Consider the following 16165-nt stretch of genomic DNA (forward strand, 5'->3'; position numbering starts at 1 on the left):
CGAATTGATTACTCAGCTACTACAGAGATTTTGATCTCATGCTTTACTTCTTTGTGAAGGTCAAGTATAACCGAGTAGTCACCCAATTGCTTAGGGCTTTCTTTCAATACTACTTTTCTGCGGTCTACATCAAAGCCTTTTGCTTTTAATGCATCAGCTACCTGAATAGCAGTTACGGCACCGAAAATACGGCCGGTTTCACCAGCTTTAGTACCGATGGTAAGCGTTAAGTCACCAATGTTTTGAGCCAATGCATCAGCATCTTGCTTTAACTTGGCAGCTTTGTGCGCCATCTGGCGGATGTTCTCCGCTACCATTCTTTTATTTGAATCTGTTGCTAAAGATGCTATTCCAGAAGGGATAAGATAGTTATTGGCATAACCAGGTTTTACCTTTATCACATCGTTTTTATAGCCCAAACCCGCAACGTCTGTTTTCAAAATTACTTCCATGATTCTTTCGTTTTCGTGTTGGACAATTATTTCAAGCCATCGCCAGTGAAAGGTAGAATCGCCATGTGACGTGCACGCTTTACAGCCTGAGCCACGCGAGTCTGGAATTTCCAGCTGGTTCCAGTTAGTCTTCTAGGAAGGATCTTACCTTGCTCGTTGATAAACTTCAACAAGAAATCAGGATCTTTATAATCGATATACTTTATACCGTTTTTCTTAAAGCGGCAATACTTCGGCTTTACCTCAGCGCGCTTGATTGGTTCGTTTTGTAAGCTCATCGTGCTAATTCCTCCTCAGTTTTTCTAACAGGTTTTACTTTTCCTTTGTTAAACTCGCCTTTGCGTCTGCGTTCGTTGTACTTAACAGCGTGTTTATCCAACACTGTAGTTAAGAAGCGCATAACTGATTCGTCTCGTCTGTACTCTGTTTCCAAAGTGTTGATTAAACTAGGAGCTGCGGCAAATTCGATCAGGGCATAGAAGCCGGTTGACTTATGCTGGATTGGGTAAGCCAGCTTTTTAAGTCCCCAATGCTCAACGTTTACAACGTTAGCATCAGCCTTCTTCAACACCTTCACAAACTTGTCGACAGTATCCTTCATCTGATCTTCAGACAAAACGGGATTTAAAATGAATACCGTCTCGTAATTGTTCATGTTTTTGTGTGTTTTTAAAATGAGGTGCAAAGATAAGAATTCTGCCCGAAACTGTAAAATACTGTGGGAAGATTGTTTTGGACAAGGTTAAAGACTTGAAATTGGAGTTAAATAATTGATTTACAGAGTTTTAATAAATAGGCCTCAAGATACAGGCTCTGGCTTCTGCCCAACATCGACCCTCTAATCTCCAGCCTCGAACTTCTAGCCTATAACCTCCAACCCCGAGCCTCTATCGTTTGCGACTTATTCAGTATTTTGCCCCATGATTTTTGTTCTTGATATTGGTAATTCTGATGTAACGGCAGGTCTTTGGCATGAAGCAAGCTGGAAGCAAATATGGCGTTTGCCTACAGATACTAATCTGCCACAAGGCTTTTATGTGGCCAGACTACGCGACTTATTTCTGGAATTTGGTTACAAAATGGATCATTTACAGGCAGTAGTGATTAGTAGTGTGGTGCCTGAAATAACAGATCGCATAAAACAAGCCATCTTTCAATTATCAGAAAAAGAGCCGGTAGTATTGGGAGCAGCCCTTTATAAAAAACTACCCATTGGCATCTTAAATCCTAACCAAATCGGTTCTGACCTTGTATCGAATGCTCTGGCCGCTTATGAGCTTTTTAACAGCAAATGCGTAGTGGTAGATTTTGGCACAGCCTTAACTTTTACAACAGTATCTGCGAATGGCGAAATAATAGGTGTGTCTATTGTACCAGGCTTGAAAACGGCTATAAAAGCACTAACACAAAATACTGCTCAGCTTTTTGAAGTACCCTTAGTTGTTCCTGCATCTGTGTTGGGAAAAGATACAACCCATGCTATTCAGGCAGGGGTGCTGCATGGTTACGAAGGTCTTGTTCGCACGATGCTCCAAAAAATAAAAACTGAGTTAAATGAGCCTCAACTTAAGGTTGTGGCCACAGGAGGTTTGTCATCAATCTTGCCTGCATTAAAGGATGAGTTTACTATTATTAACCGAGAGCTTACCTTAGATGGACTGAGACTGGTTTTAAAATACGCGTAGTTTTTCTTAGTTTAATACTTCCAAGATGACAAAACACAATTAGTTTGATTGGGTATAATTACTTAAAATCTTGTTTTACTCTTGAAGTAATTCTTGTAAAAAGTTTTTAAACTTTTTGGTGTCGTAATTTGCAGTGCCAACATTTTTATAAACAATTTCTCCCTTCTTGTTAATCACAAAAGTTGTGGGTATGGAAGGTACTTGCAAAACTTCAGGGAGGTTGTTCGGAAAAGGGCTTTGCACCAGGTAAACCGGAAACGTAAAGGCTTTACTGGCAACATAATTTTTTACCTTTATCTCATCATTTTTTCTATCAATAGATAACATAACAAATGCAAGGTCTTCATGTGCTACGCCTTTATAAAGCGACTCAATAGCAGGCATCTCAGCTCTACAAGGACCGCACCAAGTTGCCCACAGATTTAAAAAAATAACCTTACCCTTCAACTGCCCCATATCGAAAGGTTCGCCACTAAGGGTTTGTAGTTTGAAATCATAAGAAAAATTTTCTTTGGTTACTTGTCTTTCTACTGAGGCATTTAGTATGCCACTTTGTATCAAAATTTTTTGAGCGTATGCAGTGGGAGTACTCAATAAGCCTGTCAAATGTAGTAGTAAGATTAGCAAAACAGGAATTGAAATTGACTTGAGCAGACCGATTACCTTCTTCATTGGCACGATAGATGTTTAACTTTTACAGTAATTCTATTTAATTTCGCTCTAATAACAACAATGATAATGACTTTAGTTCGCTTTTTCTTAGTGTCTGTTCTGGTAAGCACCTCCTTTTTAGCAACGGCCCAAAAGGTGAAGTATAAAGATATTTACGTTTGGCTAGCTAATAAGCAATATGATGAGGCTGAACCCTTTCTAAAGCGTTACTTGAAAGAAAATGACGATAATCCTAACGCGGTTTTATATATGGGATTAATTTTTGAGCACAAATCGCTTAAAAATGATATTTTAAAAGAGGGTTCAATCTCAGTATCTAATATGGATTCCGCCAGTCTGTTTCTCGACAAGGCGATGATATTAATTACTGAAAAAGAATTAAGAAAAAATGATGAGTACTACGAAACCTTTAAACGTAGAGATTTACGCACAGGAGAGTATGGTGTAAAAATAAGTGATATTCAATTTTTTATTGAAAAACGTTTACAGGAACTAAGAGAGCGTAAAGACAAAATTAAACTTGTTAGTTTTTACTTTGCCCTTACTGACTCTACCTACAATAGATCGCAAAGACATTATCAAGCTTTGCAAAAGAAATATAGTACCAGAAAGAGCATGCTCTTACGTGCTGATAATACCACACTCCAACAGCTTTCGCACATAAGCAGCACATTTGACTCGTGCCTGAAAGCTTTCGATATCTTTAAAACTAACGTTCAGGCACTTGGTAAAACAAATTACAATTATCAATTAACCTTAAATGAAATTAAGGACCTTACTAAGGACGGTAATGAAAAAGTCGATTTACTAAGTGATCAGGTTCAGCTATGGAACTTTAAGAAGTTTGCTGATGAATCTTCAAGACTAATCAGAGATGAGATTACACCGCTTAAGGATCATTTGATTTCAGCAGACATTGACATCAATAAATTAAGAGAGAAACTATTAAAAGATACAGTTTCAGTTCGTGCTGAAATGGAGAAGCTTCGTGGCAAACTGTTGCATGAAAAACTTTCTAATTATGATGATCAGCCTCTGCCAGCATTACTTTTTAATTTAAAAATAGCAGAGATTAATTACCGTTCAGATCTCGCATCAAATTTATTGACAAAAGACAGTGCCAACATTCCTTTGAAACTTAGGACTGCAAAAGAGGAATTAGCATCTATTAAATTGCTTGATAGTCTGGCCAAAGCTTTGCCCTCTACTTTGATTGATGAGAAAGCTGATGACTACGAAAATTTTATAACAAACACCTATAATCAGACGAGTGTACTGAAGAGTTATGTTCGCGGGCTGCAAGAGTTTGCAGAACGGGAAAAAGCCTTAAAAGATTTTGAGGTAAAGTTCAGAACCAAAGGTATTAATTGGTTAGTAGTAGGTGAGGATTCTGTTTCTCTAGAGCTAAATCCAGGATTAACAAGACCTTATCAGCCTTTAGTAATAATGCCTGAAAAATATACCGCGGGCCTTTTCTTTAAAGATTCTATTGCAACAGAAGGTTATTTGTACGGGATAACTGTTTCGAGAAAACCTGACCTTGCCATTAAATTCCCAGTAGATGCAGGATATAGACACAGTACTTTGGCACAATCAAAGGCCTTCATAATAAATGATGCTGGTGAGCAAATATTTTTTGTCATTATATATAATGAAAATAAGGTAGGGGATAAGTTATCTGTTACAGTGGCAAAAATTTATAGGTCAGATGGGCTTGCATGGAGTAATCATTTTAAGGTAGATATGATCCCGGCCTCTGCCAACTTTATTAATGGAGAATTGATTGTTACCGGACTTGATGACAAAAAATGGGTGTTAGACAAGAATGGTAAAATGAAATAACTGGCGAATTCTGAACATAGAAAAGGAAAAAAAACCGGCTTATTGGCCGGTTAATTTTTTCCAATCTTGAAAACGTAAATCGATTCTGTTTTTTATTCTGTCGTAGTTTTCCCAACTATCAGTTACATGGTAAATAGAAGGTAATCCTTTAACTAAAATTTCATCGTAGTCATTTCTGTAAAGGCCACCACCATAATAATAATAAGTAAACATATTTCCCTGACGACTAAATAGTTCAAAGCCAAGGTAACCGTCCCAGATCTCGCTTAATATAGTACATGAAATTTCCTTTCTTTTGAAGCGGAAAATCTGAATTGCCGCTTCTTCTTCAAAATATTCCGAGTACAAATCGTTTTCAATAATCCATCCCAGATACATGCCAATATGCACATAAGCTTGTTCAATCGGTAGAGAATCGGGGAAGTTGCCAAGAAAGTGTGTCTTAGCATTGTCGTAAATAGTTTTTTGGATTTCAGCCTTCTTTTCCATAATCAATGTTAGGGCTATATCGCCAAGAATGCAAATGGCGATATAATTTTTTCTTATTCTTAGTAAAAAAACAGGTAAGCAATAAAGATGGCAGCAATAGCCCCAGCTACATCCGCTATAAGACCGCCAGTAAGTGCATAGCGTGTTTTTCTTACCTGAATTGAGCCAAAGTAAACTGCCAGTACATAAAAAGTTGTCTCAGAGCAGCCTCTAAAAATGCTGGCTAAATTTCCGGCAAAAGAATCGGGCCCTAATGCTTTTGCTATGTCCATCATCATAGCCCGGGAGCCCTGGCCGCTGAGTGGTTTTAAAATGGCTACGGGTAAAGCATCTACAAAAGCAGTATTAACATTCAACCCCGTTGCAAAAAGCCAGGCCATTGCATTAGTGAGATAGTCGATTGCTCCCGAAGCCCTGAACAAACCAATGCCTACAAGCATGGCTATAAGGTAGGGGATAATTTTTATAGATGTTTCAAATCCTTCTTTGGCACCCTCAACAAAAGTTTCAAACAAAGGAAGTTTCTTACTAAGCCCGAGTAGTAAAAAAAAGATAATTATACTTAGGATGGCAATGCTACTGATTAAAGATGATTGCACCTGTAAAGCCTCTGGGCTCAACGATGCGAAATACATGACCATAAGTAGAATAAATGCACTTATGCCGACTATATAGCTGATCATAACAAGATCCCACTTTAGTTTCTGTTTAAATGACAGATATAGTAAACCGACAATTGTAGAACAGAATGTAGCCAAGAGAGTAGGTATAAAAATGCTGGTAGGATTAACTGAACCAAGGGTTGCCCTGTCGGCAATAACAGTAATTGGGATTAGTGTTAATCCGGATGCATTTAATACCATAAAAGTAATCTGTGCATTTGAGGCAGTATCCTTTTCAGGATTTAACTCTTGCAACTCCTTCATGGCCTTTAAACCAAGCGGGGTTGCGGCATTGTCTAGGCCGAGCATATTAGCGCTAAAGTTCATGATGATAGAGCCATTGGCCGGGTGGTCTTTAGGCACTTCTGGGAACAGTCGTTGGAAGAATGGACCAATAACTTTAGACAAAAGACCAACAATACCACCCTTATCAGCAATTTTCATCAATCCAAGCCATAGAGACATTATGCCAGTCAGGTAGAGCGAAATTTCAAAGCCTGTTTTAGCCGAGTTAAAAGTGGAATTCATAAGGGCCGGAAAAACCTCCATATCTTGAAAAAAAATGAGTTTAACAAGCGCCACTAAAAAAGCGATTAGAAAAAAAGCAAGCCAAATATAGTTTAGCGCCATAGAATTGATTGGTGTTTTTAGGTTACAATTCAATCGACTAAAGTATGGATTTATGACGTGGTCTTAAAGCTTATGGTAATGCATTTACTATTGGACCGAAATTTGAATTCTTTAATGTAGATTTGTTTAGCTTTAATCTAGCCCCTTCAAAAGTAATGCGTATGCCCACTTTATTACGACTGTCTTGCCTTTTGGCATTGATCCTATTCTTAAATCAAAACATTTATTCCCAAACTGGTCCTGGGGGGGTAGGAAACTCTTCAGGGGCAAGTAGTCAGCCACAAAACGTGCTTTGGCTAAAGTCAGATGCTGGTATTAGCACCAGTGGTGGTTTTGTTGATGGTTGGTTAGATCAATCTGGTAATAACAACCATGCAACAGCTACAGGGGGAACCAGGCCAACCTATACTGGTAGCGATACTGATTTCAATAATCTATCTTCTGTTAATTTCCTTAATACTGCAGCTTCAAATTTCTTTTTACGGGTTGCAGATAATGATAATCTGGACAATACAGATCAATTGACGGTTTTTGTAGTGTTACGACCTACATCAAACGTACCAAATACAACGCTGGGGCTATTGTCCAAAAGGACTGCTAGTAACACTGATCAGTCTTATTATTTTGCACTCACCACCAATCCTCGGTACCAGGTTGTAGTGGGTACTGCGGCTGCATCAAATTTAAACGGAACCAATAATACTGCCCTTAATCAAAACGATATTATTGCATTTGTGATGAATGCAGGAACCAAAAACGGCTATAGAGATGGAAGCGCGGTAGGAACTGTTACAGGAGATAATTTGATCGCAAATAATACATCAGACCTTTTTATTGGTACATATGATGCCAATACAAATACAGGTTTAGAAGGTTCTATTGTAGAAGTAATAATTTATCGCACAGCTTTAAACGCTGCCCAGCGACAGATTGTGGAGAATTATTTGTCAGCAAAATATAGCACTGCTCTGACTACAGGTGATATCTACGGTGGCGATGTAGCAGGAGGATCAACGTTAAACCACGATTTTGATGTTGTTGGTATTGGGCAGGCATCAGGAACGCAACATCTACTTGCTAACTCGAAAGGATTAATTTTAAGCCCTTCTTCGGGCACTATCAATAACAATGGAGAGTTTTTGGTTATCGGCCATAATGGACTTGCCAATTCAGCTGTTACCACAAATCTTGGAAGTGGTGGGGTTGTGCAAAGATGGAACAGAACTTGGTATTTTGACGAGGCAGGAACCTTTGACGCTACTATAACTTTTGATTTTAGTGAAGGTGTAAATGGAGATTTCCCTCAAAATAAAGACAATTATGTATTATTAAGAAGAAACACAGGTACAGGTAATTACGATGTTGTTGCTATTAATAATACAAACAAATCAATTTCAGGTGACCAGATTACTTTTGTTGTTCCGGATGCTAGTTTAACGGATGGTGTTTATACATTAGGAACATTAGACCTCACTAACAGTCCTGTTACCGGTTTAAGCAATAAAACATGGTACAGCTACCAAAGCGGAAATTGGGAAGACCCTCAGTCATGGACTTTAGACGGTGGTTTGTTTCCATTATTTGTAAACCCAGGTAATAATATACCGGGACCGAGTGATAACGTTGTTATTGGATCAGGTAAAACCATTACAATCAATAATAACAATGTGCTTATAAGCAGTTTACAATTGATAGGTACTCTTGATATAGGCATAAGTACAGGTCATAATTTCATCGACATTAGTGGCGCAGGGCTTTTAAGGATGTCTGGGGCAAATGACAATTTTCCAGCAGGAGATGTTACAGATTTTGCAGATCAGGTTGTAGGGGGCACTGTAGAGATTGGTGGTACAGGCATGATTTTGAATGTTGTTAGAACTTTCAATAATCTTGAAATAAACCTTACTGGCAGTAACGATTTAGTAAACCTTCAAACTAATCTTACCCTTAATGGTAACTTTAAAATCAATAACGGTTTATTTACTTTTAACAATGATGTTACTGTTGCCAACAGAATAATGACCGTATTTGGTGACGTTGAGGTAGCTTCAAGTGGGGGGATAAGAGTAGGAACAGGAAACAACAGCAACACCAGACATGAGTTCAATCTCTATGGAGACTTTATAAATGATGGAGGTACTGCTTATTTTACCAACAGAGTTAGCGCAACTTATGGTAGTGAAGCCAGCAATGGTATAGTTGATTTTAATACGCTAAGTGCAACGCAAGATCAGGAAATTGAGTGTAATGGTGTAACTAGATTTTATAGAATAGAAATAAGTAAGGGCACCAATGATTCTTACAAAACATCGCTAAGCGCCAATAATACAGCGAATTTTAACCTTTTCGGTTTTGCTAATGAAGATCACGGCTCCGTTACGCAGTTGACAACAAATGCTAATGCGCTAGGTTTAATTTATGGTACGGTTGAGATAAAGGAAAATGTAGTTATTCCTGTGCTCAGTACAGCCTCCAATTATAATATTTCAGAAGGTGCACAGATTTGGATTAATGGTGGCACTTTAAATAAAAATAGTGGTAACTCTCTTGTCCCTTACGGCAAGGTAAGGGTAAGCGATGGTACCCTAACAGCAAATGTTGTTGCAGGTATTACAACACGCGAGGATGGCGCCATCATTATAGAAGGCGGTACGGTAACCACCAACCAAATCAGAACCTCAGTAGAGGGACCAACCAATATTGGCTCTTACATACAATCTGGTGGAACTGTAACAGTAAACGGTGATGGACCTGGCGGAACAGGTTTACAATATTATGTCTTTAGTCTTAGTTATCCCGGTAATGTTTTTAACATGAGTGGTGGAGACTTGATTGTAAAAGGTACAAGAGGAGGAACAGATGGTACACGTGGCGCTATTTTCATCAATAGTGATCCAGCCAATATTTCAGTAACTGGTGGACGCGTTATTTTTGAAATTAGTAATAACAATTCTTACAAAGTAACCTCTAGAGCTCCTTTTTGGAATGTGTTGATGCGCAGAACTGCTGGTACGGCTACAGTAGTAGAGCTTAATTCAGGCGATACTGGTTCAGGTGGTAGCTTTACTTCATTACCGATACAACCGTTGGTCGTACTTAATGATCTTACTGTTGAGAGCCCTGTTAATTTCATAACTAACAGTGCGGATGTAACAGTTGGTGGTAATATTGATCTCAATAACGGATCCACTTACACCCACGGAACAAATACAACAACCATTAATGGTGAAGGAGTGAGTTCCCTTATTTTTGGTAACACTTCTCTGACGCAGACTTTTAATAATCTCATCATAGACAAGGAAAATATAACGGATGAGGTTTTAATTGCTACTGGTAATGCTACAGCATTACGAGTTAATGGTGCTTTAACCATTAACAATGGACTGTTCAACTACAATTCATTTATAGTTTCTACACGAGGCACAGTAACCATAGCCAGTGGACTCACTGTTGGTAAGAGTACAAGTACTGGTCGATTACTTTTTGATGGCACAGTAGCACAAACATTTAATTCAGTGGGAGCCACCATTTATAATTTGCAACTAAATAATACCGGTGCCAGCCCTCAGGTAACATTGGCTAATGGAGATCTCACTATTTTAGGCACACTTACCATGACGAGCGGGGTATTCAGTATTGGCGTTAATAAATTATCATTAAACAGTTCAACTTCTGTTTTAGCAGGAAGTCCATTCAGTGCAACAAAAATGATTCAGACTTCAGGATTAAGTTCAGATGGCGGACTTGAGTTATATGTTGGTGGTAATGGAGCCATTGACTATCCGTTAGGGGTTGCTGGTAAATATGCACCTGCCAGACCGCAATTCCAGTCTTTCAGTGATAATGGTCTGGTTCGTATTGTGCCTGTTGATGCTGTACTGCAGACTACTGCCGGAGCTCAAAGCATTTTATCTTTTTATTGGAAAGTGAGTTATTCAAATTTCACAACGCTGCCAACAGTGTCATATCAATTTCGTTATGATCAGGCAGATGTTGATGCCAATGAGAATCAATATGTGGCTGGTAAAGTAACAGACTTCCCACCTTATGATAGAATTCAAGATCCTAATACGGGTGGGGTCGATAATGTTGATGAAGGCAATAACTTAATAGTTTTTAATGGTACAAGCAATGGATTAACATTTCCAGGTGCAGGCTTTACTTTGGAGGCGGCCAACTATACTGCAGCACGCACCAGCAGGTTTAATGGTGTGCTTGACACTTATTATAGTGTGGCTTCAGGTGACTGGAACACAGGATCAACCTGGTCAAGAAATGCAACTTCTGGTGGGCCACCAAATGTACCAACCGCAGGTAGTATCGTAGTCATTCAATCCTCTGGTGGAAATGGTCACAGAGTAAATGTGTTAACAGGAACAGTATCTGTTGCTGCTTTGCAATTTGATGCAACAGGTGTTGTCAGTCCTAATCCGGAAACAGTACCTCGCTTACAGTTTTATGCTGCGGGCACCAACAATCTTGGTTTTGTAACAGGAGCAGGAATGATCTCTTTTGATGCTCCTGACGCGCCTGTAGTAAATGGTGACTTTAATGATTTTGGTACTAATCCCAATTCTTATTATTTGTATTTCGGTGGTAATGCTACCCTAACCACTATTCCAACGCCAATTCCAAACCTGATGTTTGAGAGTGCAACCTACACGGTTAACCAGAACATTACCGTTAACTCAGATCTCATAGTTCAAGGAAATGCTGTAGTTAGACCCCTACAAGCTGTTGCTATTAAAAGAGATCTGGTGTTAGGGTATTGGTTAGGTGGAACTTTTCAATTGCCGGGTGCTGCTCCGGCTATTACTGTAACTATTGACAGGAATATAGACTATACGCAAGACCCCTTTAGCAATCCGGGAAACAGAATTGTGAATGTTAACAATCCAGGTGTGGCAACGGTGGAGAACACTATTATTGTAAAAGGAGATATCATTCAGGGTGCTAGTAATAACAGTGTGTTGGATTTGTATAATGGAGCAGCCAACAGACCATTGGCTAATCTTGAGTTTCATGGAACAGGAAATAACAGCTATACAAGAAGTTCAACTTCGGTACCGGACTTGAACCGTATTGTTTGTAACAAGGGTAGTGATTTATCTTCAGGATTTTTCATTAATGGATCAGTTGTACTCAATGCACTAAGTAATTCAGCAATAAAGCCAATAACATTAACCAATGGCTTGTTAACACTCAACAATCCTGGTACTTATGTCTTGACTTCAGGTGGTGGTGATTTTACCATTCCAGGAACAGCCGGACTTGATGTTAATGGAAGTACAGTATCAATTACAACCACTAATACCAATGCCAATGTTATTCTAGATGGTTTACTGAGAGTTACAACGGGTACAGTAACCCTTGATGCCGGTGTCGGATTCGCAAACTATATCGAGTATTCAAATTCAGGAAATGCAACCATTGAAGTATTGGGTGGATCGCTGACAGTGGGCGGACAAGTTAGGAGGGGGCTTTCAAGTACCACAGGTATTTTAAAATATACACAAAGTGGGGGCAATGTTGCAGTAGGTAACAGAGGTGCGACTACAGCAATAAGAGGTGTATTTGAGGTACTAAACACAGGTAGTCAATTTAATCACACAGGCGGAAACTTTACAATTGTCAATGGGATTAATAGCACAACAGTGCCTTCTTTGTGGTTAGAGCCAGAAACTTTTTCCATCGGTACTGGATCATTAATTACTATTGGTAATACAAGTACTATAGCAGGTGTTACAGCTCAAAATATTGGAATAAAATCTTCCGTTCCACTCTATAACTTAACCATAGCTGGATCAAATAGTCCGGTAGCAAAGATCTATACCCTACCTTTAATTGTATCAAACGATTTAACTATTAGTTCCTCTACAACACTCAATGCGCAGGGCATTAATTTGACGATTGGAAGAAACTTTACTGTTGATGGTTCTTATGTAAACGGAAATAACCTGACCACTTTTACAAATGCTGGGGCTGCTGCTGTTTCAGGTGTTACTTCTGCTCTTTCTTTCTATAACTTTACAAAATCGGGAGCGGGCACACTTACGGTAAACAAGGACATCACCATTAATCGTGACTTAGTTCTATCTGCGGGTAGTATCAACACAGGTGCATCTCTTATAAACCTGAGAAGGCATGCAACTATAGATGGTAGCCTTACGGCTACAAGTGGAGAAGGGCTGATTTTTAATGGTTCAACTCAACAGTTATTACAGCGTTCAGGTTCAGGAACAGGAACATTAGGTATTGTGACGGTTAATAATTCATCGGGTGTTATTATTCCAGATGGTAATGGATTTAATTTCACGATTACTGATGGTTTGAGATTAGAGCGTGGTGTTTTAGACATTGGAGGAAGTTTGTTATTCCTAACTCAAAATGCATTTATTACACCAGTAAATCCTTTCTCTGTTACTAACATGATACAGACCAATAGTTCATTTACCGACTTTGGTGTGAGGAAGCAATTCCCTTTAAATTATACAACAAACTTTACCTTTCCTGTTGGTCAGTTAAGTTATACACCAGTAGTTTTTGATTTCAGCAGTCCTTCCAATACTACTGGCTCTAGTGGTACGCCCACAATTACTGTAAGACCTGCTAATGAAAGGCATCCGAGTATTGTAAATGATTTGGAAGCGCCAGATCCTGAAATAGATGATCTGCAAAATGCATTACAATACCATTGGATTGTTAACGCTGATAATGTTGCCAGTACATTCAGGTCTTCTATGGCCTGTACGTATCAACAATCTTTAGTGTCTGTAACCGCCCCACAAACAGAGGCTGACTACATTGCCGCTCGTATACTCTCAGACGCGAACCCAACATTATCGATTAATAAATTCAGTACACTTGAAGTAGATGAAAATGCTAATACGGTTACGTTTGCTTTTACAGGAGTGACGGATTCAGGTATTTCCGGTGATTATTTTGCAGGTGTTGATTTAGCTATTCCAAACAATGTCCCCATCTACACTACAAATGGATCAGGTAATTTTACAACTGCAATTTATACCCCCTTAGTGCCAGGAGGAGGTGCTCCTGTTGGTGCTGCAGTAATTGTCAGACCGGGTGATGAATTAGTATTGTCTGCAAATGGAGCTAGTTTCTATTCTACGCAAATCAATGGAACAGTTACAATTAATAGTGGAACAATCGGGCATAGACTTGGATATGTTTCAGGCACAGGTAATCTTAGAATTGACAGCAACACTTCATCTATTGCTGTGCCTGCGGCTGTATATGATGACTTTTTCTCGTGCTCTGGAGGAGGTTTAATTTTTGGCGGGTCAGGTTCATACGAAATTTTAGGTGGAATTACTTCTTTGAGAAATCTTACTATCGAAGGAGGTACCCGAACAATGGGAAATAATGATTTGATAATATGTAATGATTTTACGATAAGCTCAGGATCATTCTCAAACGTAAGAAGTCGAACTATTACCGTTCAAAATGATGTTTTAATTACAGGAGGCACTTATTTAAACTTTCAAGGAGTGCTCAATGTTACTCGAGATTTAATTTCAGCTGGTACTTTTTTTGGTGGTGGTGGTGGTGCCAAGTCGATTGGTAGAAATTTGATTATTTCTGGTGGAACCTTTACTGGAGGATCAGGAAGTTCCAATATAATAGCTGTGTCTGGTAATATGAGTGTAGCTGACGCTGCAACCTTCACAGGAGGTACAGTTGCTGCAGGAGGGATGCGTTTTAGTTTTAACGGGACTGGCCAACAGTCTCTTTCAGGTAATTTTACAAATACTTTGGGAAGAGCGCTAAATAGGTTAGCGATAGATAACAGCGGTGCTGGATTGATTATCACTAATAACACTGATGTAGTTAGTCAGCTGATCCTTACTAATGGACTAATTACCCCGCAAGCAATTCTTACAATGTTGGGAAGTGCATCAGCAGTACCTACAGCGGGTTCAGCCAACTCCTATGTTTCCGGTAAGTTGTATAAGGTCATTACAACTGATGGTTCCAGCTTTACCTTCCCCATAGGAAAAGGAGGAAGATGGAGGAGTGGTTCAATTGTGGCAGCCTCTGTAGGTGGAGTAACATGGGATATGGAATATTTTACGGGTTCAGCAGTTGGCCAGGTGGCCGCAGCTCCTGCTCCAAGGAGTAACCCGGTTAATAATCTCACTTCATCCGATCCTTTGATATTAACTATTGCAACAGGTGAATACTGGAAAGTGTCAGATGGTTCTGCAACTTCAAATGGACGCACTGCACGTGTAGGTTTAAGCTGGGGTACAGAAAGTGATGTTTCTTCAAATACCACTTTTCAACAAGCACTTACTGTAATGTCATGGAATGGAACTAACTGGACCAACAATGGTGGTCAAAGCTTCCCAGGTGGCAATACGCAAGCAAGGGGAACATTTGAATCATCTTCTACTTTGTCGTTTAGCGAAAATATTGTAACCCTTGGTTCTACTGAGGCGGCTAATCCGCTACCTGTGGAACTCACAACATTTACTGGTAGAAACGAAAATGGCTTCAATAAAATTAAGTGGTCTACTGCTTCTGAACTAAACAACGATTATTTTGAATTACAGCGTTCTGCGAATGGTGAAACGTTTACTACGATGGGTATCATTCAAGGTAAGGGCACAACTTCAGCCCTTTCAAATTATTTATTTGATGATGAAGCACCATTGGTGGGCAATAATTATTACCGCTTAAAGCAGGTTGATTATAACGGAGCTTTTGAATACTCTCATATTATACTGGTTAAAAATGATAGTGAAGCCGCTGTATTTAATATCAGCGTGTTCCCTAACCCGCTTGCAGAAGGTACTGCATTAACGATACGTTCTATTAAGGATAATGAACATGAAGCTCAGGTAGTCATAAGAGATATGACAGGTAGAGTACTTACTTCATATAGCATAGGAAGTGAAACCTTTGCTGAGAGAACAGTTGACACAGCCACTTGGTCTGGTGCCGGTATTTATATCGTAGAAATGACGCAGGGTAAGAAGCGTGTACTTAGAAGGGTAGTGGTCGATTAATCAAACACTAACTTGTATTGCATTTAACAAACAGCAGGCAGCCATGCCTGCTGTTTCTGTTCTAAGGCGACTATCACCCAGACTTACTTTTACGAATCCTGCACCAATGGCACTTGCTAACTCTGCTTGAGAGAAATCTCCTTCGGGGCCAATGCAAATAAGATAACTTTTTTCTTTTATCGCTTCGTGCAATAAATGCTTTGGATTACTATGATCTACGTAAGCAATAAACTTTTGATCAGCCTGATAATCCAGAATGCTGGAGAATTTTTTTAGTGGATTGATGATTGGTAAGGTAGCTTTTTGCGATTGTTTCATGGCGCTAATGGCTACTTTCAGTAAGCGTTCTGTTTTAATAAATGATCTTTCTGAATGATCACCATCGATTAAAGTAATTTCGTCAACACCAAGCTCCGTTGCTTTTTCAACAAGCCATTCAAGTCGGTCAGGATTCTTAGTTGGTGCAATCGCCAAGTGTATGCGAAATAATTTTTTTGGTTCTGCGCGTTTTTCCTGAATCTTAAATTCGCATTTCTGTGTATTGGCTTTCGTAATAATACAATCATAAAAAAAGCCACAGCCATCAGTAACGACAATGGCTTCACCTTCACGTTTGCGCAATACTTTAACGCAATGCCTCGACTCTTCCTCTGTTAGCCAGCAATGGTTTTCTGATAAATCTGGTTGAAAGAAGAGCTGCACAG

At 39.2% G+C, this 16165-nt stretch carries 10 protein-coding genes; 3 read left to right on the plus strand and 7 right to left on the minus strand.

The genetic code is table 11. The annotated features are described in order from the left end of the window. Positions 1-8 precede the first annotated feature (8 nt). The 3 genes from rplI to rpsF are packed head-to-tail and all read right to left on the minus strand — an operon-like array spanning position 9 to position 1107. On the minus strand, positions 9-452 hold the full coding sequence (gene rplI / locus SanaruYs_RS16155; protein ID WP_127123632.1) for a 50S ribosomal protein L9: 444 nt from the start codon (positions 450-452) through the stop codon (positions 9-11). 26 nt (positions 453-478) lie between these two features. Further along, entirely contained in the window at positions 479-730 is a 252-nt protein-coding gene (rpsR, locus tag SanaruYs_RS16160; protein ID WP_127123633.1) for a 30S ribosomal protein S18, read from the minus strand. Continuing rightward, positions 727-1107, minus strand: a complete 381-nt coding sequence (gene rpsF, locus SanaruYs_RS16165; RefSeq protein WP_127123634.1) for a 30S ribosomal protein S6 — start codon at positions 1105-1107, stop codon at positions 727-729. The genes rpsR and rpsF overlap by 4 nt, the downstream gene beginning before the upstream one ends. Before the next feature lie 265 nt (positions 1108-1372). On the opposite strand from rpsF, the gene SanaruYs_RS16170 reads away from it, so the two are divergent. Next, positions 1373-2137: a type III pantothenate kinase gene (locus SanaruYs_RS16170; protein WP_127123635.1), complete on the plus strand. Its 765-nt coding sequence runs from the start codon at positions 1373-1375 to the stop codon at positions 2135-2137. Between the two features lie 75 nt (positions 2138-2212). Here the strand turns inward: SanaruYs_RS16170 and SanaruYs_RS16175 are convergent, their stop codons facing one another. After that, positions 2213-2809 (minus strand): TlpA family protein disulfide reductase, encoded by a 597-nt coding sequence (locus tag SanaruYs_RS16175; RefSeq protein ID WP_127123636.1) that lies wholly within the window; start codon positions 2807-2809, stop codon positions 2213-2215. A gap of 66 nt (positions 2810-2875) precedes the next feature. Between SanaruYs_RS16175 and SanaruYs_RS16180 the strand changes: the two genes are divergently transcribed. After that, entirely contained in the window at positions 2876-4651 is a 1776-nt protein-coding gene (locus SanaruYs_RS16180; protein WP_127123637.1) for a hypothetical protein, read from the plus strand. A gap of 39 nt (positions 4652-4690) precedes the next feature. On the opposite strand, the gene SanaruYs_RS16185 is transcribed toward SanaruYs_RS16180, so the two are convergent. Together SanaruYs_RS16185 and SanaruYs_RS16190 are read right to left on the minus strand one after the other, a co-directional pair. Then, positions 4691-5140 carry a DUF7832 domain-containing protein gene (locus tag SanaruYs_RS16185; protein WP_246011927.1) on the minus strand — a complete coding sequence of 150 codons (450 nt, stop codon included), beginning with the start codon at positions 5138-5140 and terminating at the stop codon, positions 4691-4693. A gap of 59 nt (positions 5141-5199) precedes the next feature. Next, positions 5200-6432 (minus strand): spore maturation protein, encoded by a 1233-nt coding sequence (locus tag SanaruYs_RS16190; RefSeq protein ID WP_127123639.1) that lies wholly within the window; start codon positions 6430-6432, stop codon positions 5200-5202. A 161-nt stretch (positions 6433-6593) separates the two neighbouring features. On the opposite strand from SanaruYs_RS16190, the gene SanaruYs_RS16195 reads away from it, so the two are divergent. Beyond that, positions 6594-15461, plus strand: coding sequence for a LamG-like jellyroll fold domain-containing protein (locus SanaruYs_RS16195; RefSeq protein WP_218022461.1), 8868 nt, complete (start codon positions 6594-6596; stop codon positions 15459-15461). Here SanaruYs_RS16195 and SanaruYs_RS16200 read toward each other — a convergent pair whose 3' ends face one another. Then, positions 15462-16163 carry a 16S rRNA (uracil(1498)-N(3))-methyltransferase gene (locus SanaruYs_RS16200; RefSeq protein ID WP_127123641.1) on the minus strand — a complete coding sequence of 234 codons (702 nt, stop codon included), beginning with the start codon at positions 16161-16163 and terminating at the stop codon, positions 15462-15464. It abuts the gene before it with no gap. Positions 16164-16165 lie beyond the last annotated feature (2 nt).

The organism is Chryseotalea sanaruensis, from assembly GCF_003990915.1.
Classification (GTDB): domain Bacteria; phylum Bacteroidota; class Bacteroidia; order Cytophagales; family Cyclobacteriaceae; genus Chryseotalea; species Chryseotalea sanaruensis.

Bases quoted from the DNA above. Each gene is read 5' to 3' on its own strand.
- rplI (WP_127123632.1), bottom strand. From the start codon at position 452: ATGGAAGTAATTTTGAAAACAGACGTTGCGGGTTTGGGCTATAAAAAC.
- rpsR (WP_127123633.1), bottom strand. From the start codon at position 730: ATGAGCTTACAAAACGAACCAATCAAGCGCGCTGAGGTAAAGCCGAAG.
- rpsF (WP_127123634.1), bottom strand. From the start codon at position 1,107: ATGAACAATTACGAGACGGTATTCATTTTAAATCCCGTTTTGTCTGAA.
- SanaruYs_RS16170 (WP_127123635.1), top strand. From the start codon at position 1,373: ATGATTTTTGTTCTTGATATTGGTAATTCTGATGTAACGGCAGGTCTT.
- SanaruYs_RS16175 (WP_127123636.1), bottom strand. From the start codon at position 2,809: ATGAAGAAGGTAATCGGTCTGCTCAAGTCAATTTCAATTCCTGTTTTG.
- SanaruYs_RS16180 (WP_127123637.1), top strand. From the start codon at position 2,876: ATGACTTTAGTTCGCTTTTTCTTAGTGTCTGTTCTGGTAAGCACCTCC.
- SanaruYs_RS16185 (WP_246011927.1), bottom strand. From the start codon at position 5,140: ATGGAAAAGAAGGCTGAAATCCAAAAAACTATTTACGACAATGCTAAG.
- SanaruYs_RS16190 (WP_127123639.1), bottom strand. From the start codon at position 6,432: ATGGCGCTAAACTATATTTGGCTTGCTTTTTTTCTAATCGCTTTTTTA.
- SanaruYs_RS16195 (WP_218022461.1), top strand. From the start codon at position 6,594: ATGCCCACTTTATTACGACTGTCTTGCCTTTTGGCATTGATCCTATTC.